Here is a 15,327-nt window from a genome sequence, read left to right on the forward strand (position 1 = left end):
CCGCGCCTCCAGGCCGGTTCTCGGTTGCGTCCTACGACAGCTTCTTGCTGTCCTCGAGCCAGCCCGCGAGCTTGGTCATGTAGTCGGCCTGCGACGTGTAGTCGAGGGCCGGGAACGTCCAGCTGTGGACCTGGCCGGCCTTGAGCGCGGCGTTGTCGGCGAAGGTCGGCTGCTTCTCGAGGTCGGCGACCTGGTAGCCCTGCTGCGACAGCAGCAGCACGTCACCGGTGATCTGACCGGCGTTCTCCCACGAGTAGATGCCCCAGTAGAAGCCCTTCGGCTTCGGGTTGACGAAGTCGACCCCGTACGACGCGTACATCTGCAGCGACGGCTCGTCGGTCGGGCGGGTGACGTACGCGCCATCACCGTCGGCGTACATCGAGACGACCGACAGGTCCGTGTCCTTCGAGACCTTCTCGAGCTCGTCGGCGGCGGTGTCGAAGCGCTTCTCGGCGGCGTCGACCGTCGACTCCTTCGCGCCGAGCGACTCGGAGAGCTTCGCGATCTCCTCGATGACGTCCTCGCCCTTGCCACCCCACTTCACCTCGGCGACCGGCGCGATCGCCTTGATCTGCTTCTCCTGCGCCTTGTCCTTGAAGCCGTAGCCGGGCTGCGTGGTGTCGAGCGTGCCCTTCGCGTCCGTCGGGTAGACCGAGGTCACGACGAGGTCGGGCTTCAGCGCGGCGAGCTGCTCCAGGTCGATGTCGCCGTAGGCGGTGCCGAGCTGGGTGATGCCGTCGGTGTCGAGGCCCTTGAACCGGGCGTCCTTCGCCATCGTCAGCTGCCCGAAGGTGCCGACGGGCTTCAGGCCGTACTCGATGAACGACAGGGCGATGTCGTTCAGCACGACGACGCGCTTCGGCGTGTGGTCGACCTTGACGGTCGCGCCGGTGGCGTCCTGGTACGACCACGCCTTCGACGCGGCGGTGCCGCCGTCTGAGTCGGAGTCGTTCGAGTTGCCGGTGCTCGAGCAGCCGGTCAGGAGGAGTGCCGATACGGTCACGGAGGTCAGGAGGGCGGCGCGCAGGTGGCCACGTCGGGAGGTCTTCACATTAGGAGAGGCTAACCTAACTTTGCGGCACTCGCCAGCACGTCTTCGGTTTTCGTGCGTGTGACGGTGTGCTCGGTTCCGGCACTCGGGAGCGGGTCGTGCTCGTCCGCTTCGGGCACGATCATCGGCGCACCGGTCACGGGGTCGGGGAACACCCGGGCGTGCAGGCCGAACGCGTGCTCGAGCAGTGCCGGGGTGAGGACCTCGTGCGGTGTGCCGTCGGCCACGACCCCGCCGTCGTGCAGCACCACGAGCCGGTCCGAGTACCGCGCCGCCAGCGACAGGTCGTGCAGCACCATCACGATCGTCGACCCCTGCTCGCGGTTCAGCCGTCGGACGAGCCGCAGGACCTCGAGCTGGTGCGCGAGGTCCAGGTAGGTCGTCGGCTCGTCGAGCAGGAGCGTCTCGGCCTGCTGCGCGACGACCATGGCGATCCAGGCGCGCTGGCGCTGTCCGCCGGACAGGCTCGTGACGTCACGGTGCGCTACCTCGGTCAGGCCGGTGGCGGCGATCGCGTCCTCGGCGACGGCGGCGTCCTCGGCGGTCCATGGCTTCGCCCACGACTGGTGCGGGTTCCGGCCGCGCATCACCAGGTCGAGCACGCTGGTGCCGGCCGGGGCGACGGGGGACTGCGGCAGGATCGCGAGCTTGCGGGCGACCTGGCGGTTCGGCTCCTTGCGGATCGGGGCGCCGTCGAGCAGGACCTCGCCGGCCTGCGGCTTGAGCACGCGGCCGAACGCCTTGAGCAGGGTCGACTTGCCGCAGCCGTTCGCGCCGAGGAACGTCGTGACGGTGCCGCGTTCGATGCGCAGGTGCAGGTCGCGCAGGACCGGCTGGCGGTCGTAGCCGACGGACAGGCCCTGGGCTTCGAGCACGCTGTCGTGCTGGTGCTGGTGCTGGTGCTGGTGCTGGTGCAGGTGCTGGTGGTCGGGGTCGTGCGCTGTTGTCATCGGGACATCTCCTTGCGGTGACGGACGAGGAGCCAGATCAGGTACGGCGCCCCGATCACGGTGGTGATGATGCCGACCGGCACCTGCCACGGGAACGCGGAACGGGACAGCAGGTCGGCGGCGAGCACGAGCACGGCTCCCAGAGCACCGGCGAGCAGCAGCGGCGGCCGGTTCGTGCCGGCGAGCCGGAGCCCGACCTGCGGCACGACGAACGCGACGAAGCCCACCGGTCCCGCGGCGGCCACGGCGGCGGCGGTCAGCACGACCGCGAGCGCGATGACGAGCAGCCGGTGCCGCTGGACGCCGAGTCCGACGCCGGTCGCGACCTCGTCGCCGAGCTGCCCGATGCCGAGTGCCGCACTCGTCGCGAGTGCGATCGGCACCGCGACCACGGCCACCAGGAGCAGCGGCCAGACGCTCTCCCACGAGGTGCTCGACAGGCTGCCGACCAGCCACTGCGAGGCCGCGGTCGCGACCGTGATCTTCGCCCGGACGAGCAGGTAGCTGGTCACGGCGTCGAGGGTCGCGCTCACGCCGATGCCGACCAGCACGAGCCGGTAGCTCTGCACGCCACCGCGCCAACCCAGGCCGTAGACCAGGACCGCTGCGACCAGGGCGCCGATCGTGGCGGCCACCGGGATCCCGCCACCGAGCACCAGGGACGACACCGAGTACGTCCCGCCGCCCAGGACGATCGCGGCGACCGCACCGACGCTCGCGCCCGCGGTGACGCCGATGATGTCCGGGGTGCCGAGGGGGTTCCGCGTGAAGGTCTGGGTCAGTGCCCCGGCGACCCCGAGGGTCAGGCCGACGAGTGCGCCGGTCAGCACGCGGGGCAGGCGCAGGGTGGTGATGATGAAGGCGTCGGGACCGGACTCCAGCCCGAGCAGGGACCGGATGACGACCCCGGGCGCGATCCACGTCGAGCCGACCGCGGTGCCGAGGACGATGAGCACCAGGACGGTGGCGAGCGACGCGACGGTGTACCAGAACACCCGGGGGCGCCAGGCGAGGCCGACGGGGCCGATGCGGATACCGGCACGGCCGGGGGTGCGGGCTGCGGGGCCGTTCGTGCCCGGCGCACCGGGTGTACTGCCGGGCGTGCTGCCGGGCGCGTTCCCGCTGCTGCGCACCGCTGCCCCGCTCACAGCGACACCAGCGATCGGCGGCGGGCCACGGCGACGAACACCGGGCCCCCGATGACGGCGAGCACGATGCCGACCTCGACCTCGGAGAACCCGCCGATCAGGCGACCGATGACGTCGGCGACCAGCACGAGGGCGGCGCCGACCAGACCGGACACCGGCAGCGTCCAGCGGTGTCCGGTGCCGACGAGCGCGCGGGCGACGTGCGGGACCGTCAGTCCGACGAAGCCGATCGGGCCGGCCGCCGCGGTCGCCCCGGCGGCGAGCAGCGTGATCCCGCCCAGGCCGACCAGCCGGGCGACGAGCACGTTCTCGCCCAGGCCCTTCGCCAGCTCCGACCCGAGCCCGAGGGCGTCGAGGGCGCGGACGTTCAGCACCGCGAGCACGAGTCCGGCGGCCAGGAACGGCCACACCGCCCCGAGGATGTCGAGCTGGCGTGCGGCGAGCGACCCGACGACCCAGAGCCGGTACGCGTCGAGCGACGCCTGGTCGGTCAGCACGACGAACGAGGTCAGGGCGGCGAGCAGCGCCGAGACCGCGGCGCCGGCGAGGGCGAGCGGCACCGGGCTGGCCGTGCCGCTGCCGGCGATCGTCACCGAGAAGACGACGACGCTGGCGACCAGGGCCCCGACCAGTGCGAACCAGACGGTCGCGCTCGTGCTCGTCACCCCGAACACGTAGACGCCGAGCACCACCGCGAGCCCCGCGCCCGACGAGACACCGAACAGACCGGGGTCGGCGAGTGGGTTGCGGGTGTGTCCCTGCATGAGCAGTCCGGCGATGCCGAGGGCCGCGCCGACCGCTGCGCCGATGAGCGTGCGCGGGATGCGGGAGCCCCACACGATCGCCTCGTCGGTGCTCGATCCGGTGCGCGTGAGCCCCGCCCACACCTCGGCGACGCCGATGCGGTTGCTGCCGAGCAGCATGCTCGCCACGGCGACGAGGACCAGGGCGACGACGAGGCCGATGATGACCGCGGTCCGTCGTCGCATCGCGGTCCGGTGCACACCGAGGGCGCGGGACGCGTCGCCGTCCCGGGCGCTGGACACGACGGGTTCGGGGGCCTCCGGACCGGAAGCCAGAACGGGATTGGGGGCTGGCACGGAAGTCATCTTAGGTTAGCCTTGCCTCATGGCGAAGACCCCGCGGCTCCTGCCGACGAACCCCCGGCTCTTCCGCGCCCGTGTCCTCCGGACCCAGCGGGTGACCCCCTCGATGCAGCGTGTCACCGTCACCGGCGACGACCTGCACGAGTTCGGCTACCTCGGTTTCGACCACTGGTTCCGCCTGTTCGTCCGGCGCCCCGACCAGGACGCCTTCCGGATGCCCGACCTGGACGGCAAGAAGTGGTGGCCGACGTTCCTCGGCATCCCCGAGGACATCCGCCCGCACTGCGCGAACTACACCGTCGCCGCCTACCGGCTGCTCGCCGACGGCACCGCCGAGCTCGACATCGACTTCGTCGTGCACCTGGACCACCGCGGTCAGCTCGAGGGCCGTGCCGCGATCTGGGCCTGCTCCGCCCGCCCCGGCGAAGAGCTCGCGATGCTCGACCAGGGCTGCATCTTCGACGTCCCGGCCGGCACCAGCGAGGTCGTCGTCGCGGCGGAGGAGACCGGCCTGCCGGGCATCGTCGGCATCGCCGCGTCGTTGCCGCGCGACACCGTCGGCCGCATCATCCAAGAGGTCCCGACCGCCGCCGACATCCGTGACCTCGACGCCCCCACCGGCGTGCAGGTGACGTGGATCGTCCGGCAGCCGGGCGCGGTCCCCGGCAGTGGCGCCCTCGCGGAGCTGCAGCGGCACGTGCCGTCCGACGACAGGGGCTACGCGTTCGTCGTGGGGGAGTCGAAGCTCGCCACCGAGGGCCGCCGCCACCTGCACCGTGCGGGACTGCCGAAGTCGCGCATCACGTTCTCCGGGTTCTGGAAGCACGAGACGAAGGTCTCCGTCCCCGCCTGACCCGCGCGCTGCCTGGCAGGTGTGCCCGGTTCCGCCAGGTAAGCCCGCCCTCGCCAGGTACGCCGCGCCCGTGGCGCGACCAACGGACGGACGGGAGGCCCGGTGCCAGCTGGCACCGGTCCTCCCGTCCGTGGTGGGGCCGCGTCAGCCCTTGAGGCCCGAGCCCGTCACGCCCTCCACGATCTGCCGCTGGAAGATCAGGTAGAGGATGATCAGCGGCAACGCCGCCAGGAGCGCACCCGCCTGGATGTCGGCGTAGCGCTGCCCGAAGCTGCCCTGGACCGTGGCGAGCCCGACCGGGATCGTCATGAGGTCCGGGTTGGACAGCACGAACAGCGGCAGCAGCAGGTTGTTCCACACCCCGACGAAGGTCAGGATCGTCACCGCTGCGATCACCGGACGCGACAGCGGCAGGATGACCGACCAGTAGACCTTCCAGATACCGGCGCCGTCGATGCGCGCAGCTTCTTCGAGCTCCTTCGGGATGCCGTCGAAGAACTGCTTGAAGATGAACACCGCGATCACGGCGGGCACCTGCGGGAAGATCACCGACCAGTACGTGTTGAGCAGGCCGACCGCGTTGAGCTCCTGGAAGATCGGGATGATCAGCACCTGGGTCGGGATCATGATGCCCAGGATGATGAGCAGGAACGCGATGTTCCGGCCGCGGAACACCAGCCGCGACAGCGCGAACGCCGCCATCGAGGCGAACAGCACGGTGAGCACCGCGGTCACGACGCTCGTGATGCCGCTGGCCAGGTACCAGTTCCAGATGTCGCCGGCCTGGAACAGCGACGCGTACGAGTGCAGCGTCGGGTTCCAGGTCGACAGGATCGAGTTCGCGCCGAGCGCGGCGACACCGTTGTCGGACAGCGACGTCTTCAGCGCGAACACACTCGGGATGAGCCAGATGATCGCGAAGATCGTCAGGATGATGCCCGACGCGATCGTGAAGCCGCGCCCGCTGACACCGATCTTGGCGGCGCTCGTGGGAGCGGCGGACGAGACCCCGGTGCGGAGCTTCCGGCCGGTGGTGATGCTCTCGGTGGCGGTCATGTCAGGCACCGATCTCTCGCTTGGCGGCAGCGCGCTCGACGAGCTGCCGGATGACCGCGATCGCCACGATCACGATGAACAGGAGGACCGACGCAGCCGACGCGGCACCGAGCCGGTTGTCGGTGAATCCGACGCCGGTGATGAGCTGCAGCGAGACCTGGGTGGAGATGCCCGGTCCGCCGTTCGTCATCAGGTAGACCTGGTCGAAGATCTTCAGGCTCGCGATGATCTGCAGCAGGATGACGAGGGTCGTCGTGCGGCCGAGCAGGGGGAGCGTGATCGACTTGATCTGCTGCCAGTTCGAGGCACCGTCGACGGCGGCGGCCTCGTACAGTTCGCGCGGGATCTCCTGCAGGCCGGCCAGGTAGAGCACGAAGTTGAAGCCGAGGGTCCACCACACGGTGGCGATGGCGACACCGATCATCGCCGTGTTCGGGCTGGCCAGGACACCGGCGCCCGGAGTCATCCCGAGCAGCGACTGGACGCTCGCGAAGAGACCGGTGCTCGGCGTGAAGATGAACACCCAGATGAGCGAGATCGTCGCCGACGGCAGGATGAACGGCAGGAAGAACGCCAGACGGAAGAACCACTGGCCGCGGTTCATCCGGTTCGTCAGCACGGCGAACACGAACGCCAGGATCACGAGCGGCGGGGTCGTGTACAGCGTGAACTGCAGTGTGTGCCAGAGCGAGGACCAGAAGTCGTCGCGACCGAGCATCTCCGCGTAGTTCGCGAACCCGGCGAAGCTGCCGAGCCCGGTGCGGACCGTCGAGGTGTTGAAGAAGCTCGTGACGATCATCCAGACCGTCGGGCCGAGCAGGAAGGCGATGTAGAACAGGCCGAACGGGGCGAGGAACAGCCAGCCGCTGCGGCCCTGGCCGCGGGTCAGGCTGGAGCGGTACGGGCGGAGTCGTCGCGGCGCGCTCGCCGCGTCCGTCGGGCGGTCGAGGACAGGTGCTGTGGTCACGTCATCGTGCCTTTCGCAGGGTGTTCACGTCGTTCGTGGTGGTCGCAGGCCCGATCACAGCGGGCTCGGCGTGTTGAGGTAGGTCGACAACTGGGACTTGATGGCGCTCATGGCCGCGGCGGGGGAACTGCTGCCCTGCTGCACGAGGGCCAGCTGGGCGCCCACGGTGTTCTCGAACGTGGACCCGGAGCCGCCGTACCAGGCAGCGTCGTCGAACACCGCGGTCTCGGCAGCGGAGGCGTAGTTCGACTGCGGTGTCAGCTTCTTGTAGGCCGAGCTGTCGTACGTCGGCAGGTACGCCGGCACGTGACCACCCTTTGCCCAGGTCAGGCTCTGCTCGAGCATCTGCTTGATGAACAGCATCGCCGCCTGCTTCTGCTCCGGCGTACGGTCCTTCTTCGGCAGGATGAACGTGTGCGAGTCGGCCTGGGTCGCCGGCTTGTCGAAGAGCTGCGGGATCGGAGCCATCCCGAACTTCAGCCCCTTGATCGACTGGGCGGTGCTGATCTCCCACTCGCCCTGCATGAAGAAGCCGGCCTTGCCGGTGAACATGAGCGTCTGCGCGGTGGCGTAGTCGAGGCCCTTGTTGAGCCAGCCCTGCTTGACCCACTTCTGGGTCATGTCGGTGACCTTCGTGTAGGCGTCCTCGTTGACCGTGAGCTTGGAGCCGCCGTCGCTGATGAACGGCGTCGCCCCCTCGATCTGGTTGTACATCGTCCAGAAGAAGCGCCACGGGGTCGCGACCTCACTGACGTTCGCGACGTTGAGCGCCGTGCCGCCGGTGACCTTCGAGACTGCCGCCAGGGCCTTCTCGAAGGCGTCGATCCCCGTCAGGTCCTTGAGGTTGTCGTCGCTGTCGAGCAGGCCGGCCTTCCGGCACACGTCGACGTTGTAGAACAGCACGAAGGGGTGGGTGTCGAGCGGCACGCAGATGTTCTTGCCGTCGGTCTTCTGCGCCGTCCAGGCCTTCTGGTTGAAGTCGGCGGCGCTCATACCGACGCCGGCGAGGTCCTCGGAGGTGATGGGATCGAGCAGGTCACCGTCCCACAGGGGCTTCGCCCGGGTCAGGTGGGAGATCGCGACGTCCGGCGGCTTGTTCCCGACGGTGGCGAGTGTGACCTTCGAGTAGTACGGGTTGCCCCACGCGAACGTGGTGGCCTGCAGCGCGCTCGATCCGCCGTGCTGCTTGGCGTAGCCGGCTTCCATGTCCTGCATGCGGACGCCGTCACCGCCGCCGAACAGGTTCCAGAAGACGAGGGTCTCGGGGTTGAGGGCACTGCCGGCGAGACCGGCGGCGAGGGGACTGGAGCAGGCGGCGAGCGGCAGGACCGTCGCGGCCGCTGCACCGGCGGCGAGGAAGCCCCGCCGCGAGAGGCGCGACGCAGGTGTTGCGGGTGGGATCGGCATGGCATCACTCCATCGGGATGGGCCGGGCTCGGGAACAGGGTCGGTGCTCCCGCCGGAGCATCGCTGCTCCGGACCCGGAGCACTGCTGCTCCGGACACGGAACGACCTTCCGGTGCTCCGTGAGCGCTCACATTAGCGCTCGCCCCTGTCATCCGCCACCCCTTTCGCGACGGCGTGGAACCCGGTAGCGTTTCCGTCAGGTGAGCGCTCACTTTCGTGACGGCCCGCTTCGGTTCCCGTACGCGCCCCCACCGCTCCCCGCACGAACCGCACTGCCACGATCGAAGGAGATCCATGCCCCGCACACACCTCGTCCTCGACGCCGCGTTCACCGTGGGGCCGGTGCGACGTCGCCTGTTCGGCGGGTTCGTCGAGCACCTCGGCCGCCACGTCTACGACGGCATCCACGAGCCCGCCCACGAGACCGCCGACGAGCACGGCTTCCGAGGGGACGTCGTCGAACTCGTCAAGGAACTCGGCGTCTCCGCCATCCGCTACCCCGGTGGCAACTTCGTCTCCGGCTACAAGTGGGAGGACGGTGTCGGCCCCGTCGAGCAGCGCCCCCGCCGTCTCGACCTCGCCTGGCACTCGACCGAGACGAACGAGGTCGGCCTGCACGAGTTCCAGCACTGGCTCGACCGGGTCGGCTCCGAGCTCATGCTCGCCGTGAACCTCGGTACCCGCGGCACGCAGGAGGCGATCGAGCTCCTCGAGTACGCCAACATCGACGCCGGCACCGCACTGTCCGATTACCGTCGTTCCAACGGTCGCCAGGAACCCTTCGCCATCACGATGTGGTGCCTCGGCAACGAGATGGACGGCCCGTGGCAGCTCGGCCACAAGAACGCCGACGACTACGGCAAGCTCGCCGCCATGACCGCCAAGGCCATGCGACAGATCCAGCCCGACCTCGAGCTCGTCGCCTGCGGTTCCTCCGGGGCGTCGATGCCGACGTTCGGCGAGTGGGAGCGCACCGTCCTCGAGCACACCTACGACGACGTCGACTACATCTCCGCGCACGCCTACTACGAGGAGGACGACGACCTGCCGTCGTTCCTCGCCTCGGGCGTCAACATGGACCACTTCATCAAGACGGTCACCACGGCCGCCGACCACGTCCAGGCGCAGAAGAAGTCCGACAAGCGCATCGACATCTCGTTCGACGAGTGGAACGTCTGGTCGATCAAGAAGTGGGAAGCCAAGGCCAAGACCTTCACGCTCGACGAGTGGCCCGTCGCCCCGCGTCTGCTCGAGGACGTCTACACCGTCGCGGACGCCGTCGTCGTGGGTGGCCTGCTCATCTCGCTGCTCCGCCACGCCGACCGCGTGGCCTCGGCCTCGCTCGCCCAGCTCGTCAACGTGATCGGCCCGATCATGACCGAGCCCGGCGGCCCGGCCTGGCGCCAGACGACGTTCTTCCCGTTCTCGGTCACCTCGCGCCTGGCGCAGGGGACGTCGCTGCAGGTCAAGGCCTCCGGTGACACCGTCGACGGTGGCAAGCACGGCGAGGTCCCGGTCGTGGACTCCGCCGCCACCGTGACCGAGGACGGCAAGGCCGCGGTCTTCCTGGTGAACCGCCACCCGTCCGAGCCGACCACGGTGACGATCGACCTCGCCGGCATCGGTGCGACGGGCGACGTCCACGCCGAGGGTGTCTGGGACGACGACCTGCACGCCGTGAACGACCTGGAGAACACCTCGCGCGTGGGGCTGCGCACGAACGAGTCGGTCCGCCGCGAGGGCGACACCGTCACGATCGAGCTCCCGCCGGTCTCCTGGACCGCCGTCTCGATCGGCTGACAAGACGCCTCGGCGCACGCCACGGCGGGCGTCGAGTGAGCACAGAGGACGTCGGGCGCTCGCGCCCGACGTCCTCTGCTCGTTGCGGGGGCGCGGCGCGCGGCGCGCGGCGGGCCGCGGCCGAGTCTCGTCTGGGCGGACAGGGCGCGGCACGCGGATGGCGCAGCCTGTCCGCATGGCCGAGTCTCGGGCTGCGGACGTGGACGCGGCGGCCGGGAGGCCCGTGGCGGCCTGGCACCGAGCCTCCCGTCCGGCGTGCGGCGAGACCACGACCGAGTCTCGTCTGGGCGGACAGGGCGCGGCACGCGGATGGCGCAGCCTGTCCGCGGGGCCGAGTCTCGGCACGAGCGTGCCGCGTCAGCGCGCCGGCGGTGCCGCCGTGCTCGCGCGCTCGACGAGCCGCACCGGCACCAGGTCCGACGCGACGCTGACCCGCTCGCCGTCGATCTGGGCGAGCAGGGTGGCGACCGCTCGGCGGCCGACCTCGTCGAAGGACTGGTGCACGGTGGTCAGCGGCGGCCAGAACGAGTCGGACTCGGGGGAGTCGTCGAACCCCACCACGCTGAGCGACGACGGCACCGGGCGGCCGGACTCGTGTGCGGCGCGCAGGACCCCGAGGGCGGTCTGGTCGTTCGCGGCGAACACCGCGGTGATCTCCGGCCGTGCGGCGATCTCGAGCCCGGCCTCGTACCCGTGCTCGGTCGTCCAGCCACCGCGGAACACCGGGGGGACGGGCCGACCGGCGCGCGACAGGGTGTCCTGCCACGCGGCGAGGCGACGGGCCGCCGAGTACGACGAATCCGGACCGGCGACGTGCCAGACGGTCTCGTGGCCCAGGTCGAGCAGGTGCTGCGTGGCCTGCCGGGCGCCGTCTGCCTGGTCGGTGTCGATCGCGGGGTGGTCCGTGCTGCCCGTGGAGTCGACGATCACCATGGGGACGCCGTCGGGCAGCACGACCTCGGCGGTGTCGATGATGTGCGACTCGATGATGATCACGACGCCGTCGACGGCCTGTTCGTGCAGGCGTGAGAAGGCGGACCGGACGCCCGCCTCGGTGCGCGAGGCCATGGGCAGCAGGGTGATCGTGAAGTCGGCGACCCCGGCGGCGTCGGCGATGGCCTCGAGCGTGCGCATGTTGCCGAAGGACGCGAGCGTGAACATGATCACGCCGATGGTCCGGAAGCGGCCCGAGCGCAGGGCGCGGGCGGCACGGTTCGGCCGGTAGCCGAGGGACTCCATCGCGCGCTGGACGCGGTCGCGGGTCTCCGGGCTGACGTTGTCGAAGCCGCGGGCGACCCGCGAGACGGTCTGCATCGAGACCCCCGCGGCGTCGGCGACGGCGGCCATCGAGGGGGCGCGGCGGGTGCCGGCGGGGGACTCCATCGTCACGCTGGCGCTCCTTCCGGATCGAGGGGCCGAACGGTCGGCCTCCCCGGACGCTAGCGCATGTTGACGTTGCCATGCTATCGTCGCAACGTTCGATGTTGACGTCAACATCGGTGACCGCCCGGACCCCCTGATCCGGCCCGGGCCGAGCCGCCGACATCGACCACCCGAACGCAGCAGACGAAGGAGTCACATGAGCACGCTCGCAGCGCGCCCCGGTGAGGCAGCACCGCGCCCCACCGCCGAGCGCCCCGCCGGCCGCCGCCCCAAGCCGCGGGGACGGTTCACCGGATGGCTGTTCGTCGGCCCGTTCGTCGTCGTCCTGGTCCTGATGCTCATCGTGCCGATCGGGTACGCGCTCTGGCTCAGCCTGTTCCGCGACCAGCTCATCGGCGGCAACCAGTTCGTCTGGTTCGCCAACTACGTGCAGCTCTTCCAGGACGCCAAGTTCTGGTCCGGGCTCGGTCGGGTCGCGATCTTCCTGGTCGTCCAGGTGCCGATCATGCTCGGCCTCGCGCTCGTCGCCGCCCTGGCCCTCGACAGCGCCCGACTGTGGGGGACGAGCTTCTTCCGCATCGCGGTGTTCCTGCCCTACGCGGTCCCCGGTGTCGTCGCAGCCCTGATCTGGGGCTTCATCTACGGCAACCAGTTCGGTCTGACCGGTGCCGCGAACGACGCGCTCGGCATCGACCTGCTGCAGCCGTTCAGCCCGAGCTGGGTCCTGACGTCGATCGGCAACGTGGTCACGTGGGAGTTCCTCGGCTACAACATGCTGATCTTCTACGCCGCACTCCGCACCGTCCCCGGTGAGCTGTACGAGGCGGCGGAGCTCGACGGCGCCGGCCCGATGCGCACGGTCCTCTCGATCAAGCTCCCGGCGCTCCGCGGCCCGATGGTCATCGCCACGATCTTCTCGATCATCGGCAGCTTCCAGCTCTTCAACGAGCCGAACCTGCTCAAGACGCTCGCCCCGAACGTCATCGGCAGCGCCTTCACCCCGAACATGTACGCCTACTCGCTGTCCTTCAGCGGCCAGCAGTTCAACTACTCCGCCACGGTCGCGATCGTGATGGGCGTGATCACCGCGGTGATCGCCTACGTCGTCCAGGTCCGCGGCACCCGCGAGGAGAACCGATGAGCACCATCCAGCACCCCGCCGGGCCCGCAGCGGCCACGGTGACCGAGGCGACCACGACGCAACGCGCGCCGCGCACCCGCTCGATCCGCGCCTCCCGGCAGCTCCGCACCGCGGAAGGCGGACGCAAGCCGAAGCGTTCCGGCCTGCTGACCGCGGTCATGGTCGTCTTCGTCGTGTACTCGTTCGCGCCGCTGTTCTACCTGCTCGTGAACAGTACGAAGACGCAGTCGTCGCTGCTCTCCACCTTCGGTCTGTGGTTCGGCGGGGACTTCAACCTCTGGCAGAACATCGTCGACACGGTGACGTACAACGACGGCATCTTCCTGCAGTGGTTCGGCAACACGCTGCTCTACGTGGTCGTCGGCGCCGGCGGAGCCACCCTGCTCGCCACGGTCGCGGGCTACGGCATGGCGAAGTTCCAGTTCCCAGGGCGCCGTGCGGTCTTCGCCGTCGTCCTCGGCGCCATCGCGGTCCCCGGCACGGCACTGGCCGTCCCGACCTTCCTGCTCTTCTCGCAGGTGGGCCTGACGAACACCCCGTGGTCGATCATCCTGCCCTCACTGATCAGCCCGTTCGGCATGTACCTGATCTGGACCTACGCGGTCGACGCGATCCCCGCCGAACTGCTCGAAGCCGCCCGCATGGACGGTGCCGGCGAGTTCCGGATCTTCTTCACCATCGCGCTCCGCCTGCTCGCTCCCGGTGTCGTCACGGTCCTGCTGTTCGCGGTCGTCGCCACCTGGAACAACTACTTCCTGCCGCTCATCATGCTGAGCGACCCGAAGTGGTACCCCCTGACGGTCGGCCTGAACCAGTGGAACGCGCAGGCCACCGGGTCCGGCGCGCAGCCGATCTACAACCTCGTCGTCACGGGATCGCTCCTCACGATCATCCCGATCGTGGTCGCGTTCCTCTTCCTCCAGCGCTTCTGGCAGTCCGGCCTCGCAGCCGGGTCGGTCAAGGCCTGACCCCTCGGACACCAGGCGCACGGCGACCCCGCCACGCGCCGCCCGGTCCGGCACACAGCAGCACCACCCCCTCCACGAAGAAGTGAAAGGCACTCCCATGAACAAGCGTCTCCGGCGCGGGCTCAGCGCCCTCGCCATCGGCGTCACCGCCGCGATCGCCCTCGCCGCGTGCGCCTCCGGCAGCTCCGGCTCCGGCGGTTCGGCCGACGACATCGACAAGGCCCTGAAGGACGGTGGCACCCTGACCTACTGGTCGTGGACCCCGTCGGCGAAGGCCCAGGTCGCCGCGTTCGAGAAGCAGTACCCGAAGGTGAAGGTCAAGCTCGTCAACGCCGGCACCGGCGCCGACCAGTACACCAAGCTGCAGAACACGATCAAGGCCGGCTCGGGTGCCCCCGACGTCGCCCAGGTCGAGTACTACGCCCTGCCGCAGTTCGCCCTGTCCGAGTCGCTCCTCGACCTGTCGAGCTACGGCTTCGACTCGCTCGAGAAGGACTTCGCGAAGAGCACCTGGAGCTCGGTGTCGATCGACGGCAAGGTCTACGGCCTGCCGCAGGACTCCGGCCCCATGGCGCTGTTCTACAACAAGAAGGTCTTCGACAAGCACGACATCGCCGTGCCGAAGACGTGGGACGAGTACGTCACCGCAGCCAAGAAGCTGCACCAGGCCGACCCGAAGGCGTACATCGCCGCGGACTCCGGCGACGCCGGCTTCACCACGAGCATGATCGCCCAGGCCGGCGGCACCCCCTTCACCACCGACGGTGACAAGGTGACCATCAACCTGCAGGACGCGGGCTCGAAGAAGTGGACGAGCACCTGGAACGAGCTCGTCGAGCAGGGCCTGCTGTCGAAGACGGTCGGTTGGACCGACGACTGGTACAAGCAGCTCGGCAACGGCGAGATCGCCACGCTGATCACCGGCGCCTGGATGCCCGGCAACCTGGAGTCCGGCGTCGCCCAGGCCTCGGGTGACTGGCGTGTCGCCCCCATGCCGACCTACGACGGCGGCACCGCCCAGACCGCGAACAACGGCGGCAGCGCCGAGGTCGTCATGAAGCAGTCGAAGAACCCGGCACTCGCCGCGGGCTTCCTCAAGTGGCTGAACTCCTCGAAGGAGTCCACGAAGGTCTTCATGGAGTCCGGCGGCTTCCCGTCGACCACCGCTGACCTGGACTCGTCGGCCTTCCTCGACGAGAAGCCGTCCTACTTCGGTGGGCAGCAGATCAACAAGGTGCTCGTCGACGCGTCGAAGTCCTCGGACAACGACTTCACGTACCTGCCGTACCAGGTGTACGCGAACAGCGTCTACGCCGACACCGTCGGCCAGGCGTACGAGAACGGCACCTCGCTCGACGCCGGCCTGCAGGCCTGGCAGAAGGCCCTCGCCAAGTACGGCAAGGACCAGGGCTTCACGGTCTCGACCAAGTAGTTCCCGGTATCCCCGCGGGGCCGTGCGGACACGTCCGCACGGCCCCGCTCCACGCCCGGCTCCGG

The 15,327-nt window shown here is 69.6% G+C and carries 13 protein-coding genes; 5 read left to right on the top strand and 8 right to left on the bottom strand.

From position 1 onward, the window contains the following. Positions 1-31: 31 nt before the first annotated feature. From H489_RS34170 to H489_RS34185, 4 genes are read right to left on the bottom strand one after another with little or no spacing between them, the layout of a single operon-like run. Positions 32-1,003: an ABC transporter substrate-binding protein gene (locus H489_RS34170; protein ID WP_152427339.1), complete on the bottom strand. Its 972-nt coding sequence runs from the start codon at positions 1,001-1,003 to the stop codon at positions 32-34. A 59-nt stretch (positions 1,004-1,062) separates the two neighbouring features. Next, complete coding sequence (locus H489_RS34175; protein WP_017888369.1) at positions 1,063-2,001, bottom strand: ABC transporter ATP-binding protein; 939 nt, start codon at positions 1,999-2,001, stop codon at positions 1,063-1,065. Then, the gene (locus tag H489_RS34180) at positions 1,998-3,134 is read right to left on the bottom strand and encodes a FecCD family ABC transporter permease (protein ID WP_017888370.1); all 1,137 of its coding nucleotides are present in this window, start codon (positions 3,132-3,134) and stop codon (positions 1,998-2,000) included. Before H489_RS34180 ends, H489_RS34175 begins: the two co-directional genes overlap by 4 nt. Before the next feature lie 11 nt (positions 3,135-3,145). Next, a complete protein-coding gene (locus H489_RS34185) occupies positions 3,146-4,249 on the bottom strand; it encodes a FecCD family ABC transporter permease (protein ID WP_231564117.1) in 1,104 nt (367 codons plus the stop codon). A gap of 28 nt (positions 4,250-4,277) precedes the next feature. Here H489_RS34185 and H489_RS34190 point away from each other — a divergent pair, with 28 nt between their 5' ends. Further along, positions 4,278-5,108, top strand: coding sequence for a siderophore-interacting protein (locus H489_RS34190; protein ID WP_017888372.1), 831 nt, complete (start codon positions 4,278-4,280; stop codon positions 5,106-5,108). A 144-nt stretch (positions 5,109-5,252) separates the two neighbouring features. Here the strand turns inward: H489_RS34190 and H489_RS34195 are convergent, their stop codons facing one another. From H489_RS34195 to H489_RS34205, 3 genes are read right to left on the bottom strand one after another with little or no spacing between them, the layout of a single operon-like run. Beyond that, positions 5,253-6,164, bottom strand: coding sequence for a carbohydrate ABC transporter permease (locus H489_RS34195; protein WP_017888373.1), 912 nt, complete (start codon positions 6,162-6,164; stop codon positions 5,253-5,255). Position 6,165: 1 nt separating this feature from the next. After that, positions 6,166-7,131: a carbohydrate ABC transporter permease gene (locus tag H489_RS34200; RefSeq protein WP_017888374.1), complete on the bottom strand. Its 966-nt coding sequence runs from the start codon at positions 7,129-7,131 to the stop codon at positions 6,166-6,168. Between the two features lie 54 nt (positions 7,132-7,185). Continuing rightward, complete coding sequence (locus tag H489_RS34205; RefSeq protein ID WP_017888375.1) at positions 7,186-8,538, bottom strand: extracellular solute-binding protein; 1,353 nt, start codon at positions 8,536-8,538, stop codon at positions 7,186-7,188. A 294-nt stretch (positions 8,539-8,832) separates the two neighbouring features. Here H489_RS34205 and H489_RS34210 point away from each other — a divergent pair, with 294 nt between their 5' ends. Continuing rightward, a complete protein-coding gene (locus H489_RS34210) occupies positions 8,833-10,338 on the top strand; it encodes an alpha-N-arabinofuranosidase (RefSeq protein ID WP_017888376.1) in 1,506 nt (501 codons plus the stop codon). A 357-nt stretch (positions 10,339-10,695) separates the two neighbouring features. Here the strand turns inward: H489_RS34210 and H489_RS34215 are convergent, their stop codons facing one another. Further along, on the bottom strand, positions 10,696-11,721 hold the full coding sequence (locus tag H489_RS34215; RefSeq protein WP_031260382.1) for a LacI family DNA-binding transcriptional regulator: 1,026 nt from the start codon (positions 11,719-11,721) through the stop codon (positions 10,696-10,698). A gap of 196 nt (positions 11,722-11,917) precedes the next feature. Here H489_RS34215 and H489_RS34220 point away from each other — a divergent pair, with 196 nt between their 5' ends. From H489_RS34220 to H489_RS34230, 3 genes are all read left to right on the top strand, one after another. Continuing rightward, positions 11,918-12,862 carry a carbohydrate ABC transporter permease gene (locus tag H489_RS34220; RefSeq protein WP_017888378.1) on the top strand — a complete coding sequence of 315 codons (945 nt, stop codon included), beginning with the start codon at positions 11,918-11,920 and terminating at the stop codon, positions 12,860-12,862. Further along, complete coding sequence (locus tag H489_RS34225; protein ID WP_017888379.1) at positions 12,859-13,830, top strand: carbohydrate ABC transporter permease; 972 nt, start codon at positions 12,859-12,861, stop codon at positions 13,828-13,830. The genes H489_RS34220 and H489_RS34225 overlap by 4 nt, the downstream gene beginning before the upstream one ends. Before the next feature lie 97 nt (positions 13,831-13,927). Then, positions 13,928-15,262: an ABC transporter substrate-binding protein gene (locus H489_RS34230; RefSeq protein WP_017888380.1), complete on the top strand. Its 1,335-nt coding sequence runs from the start codon at positions 13,928-13,930 to the stop codon at positions 15,260-15,262. Positions 15,263-15,327: the final 65 nt, after the last annotated feature.

It is taken from the genome of Curtobacterium flaccumfaciens UCD-AKU (assembly GCF_000349565.1).
Classification (GTDB): domain Bacteria; phylum Actinomycetota; class Actinomycetes; order Actinomycetales; family Microbacteriaceae; genus Curtobacterium; species Curtobacterium poinsettiae.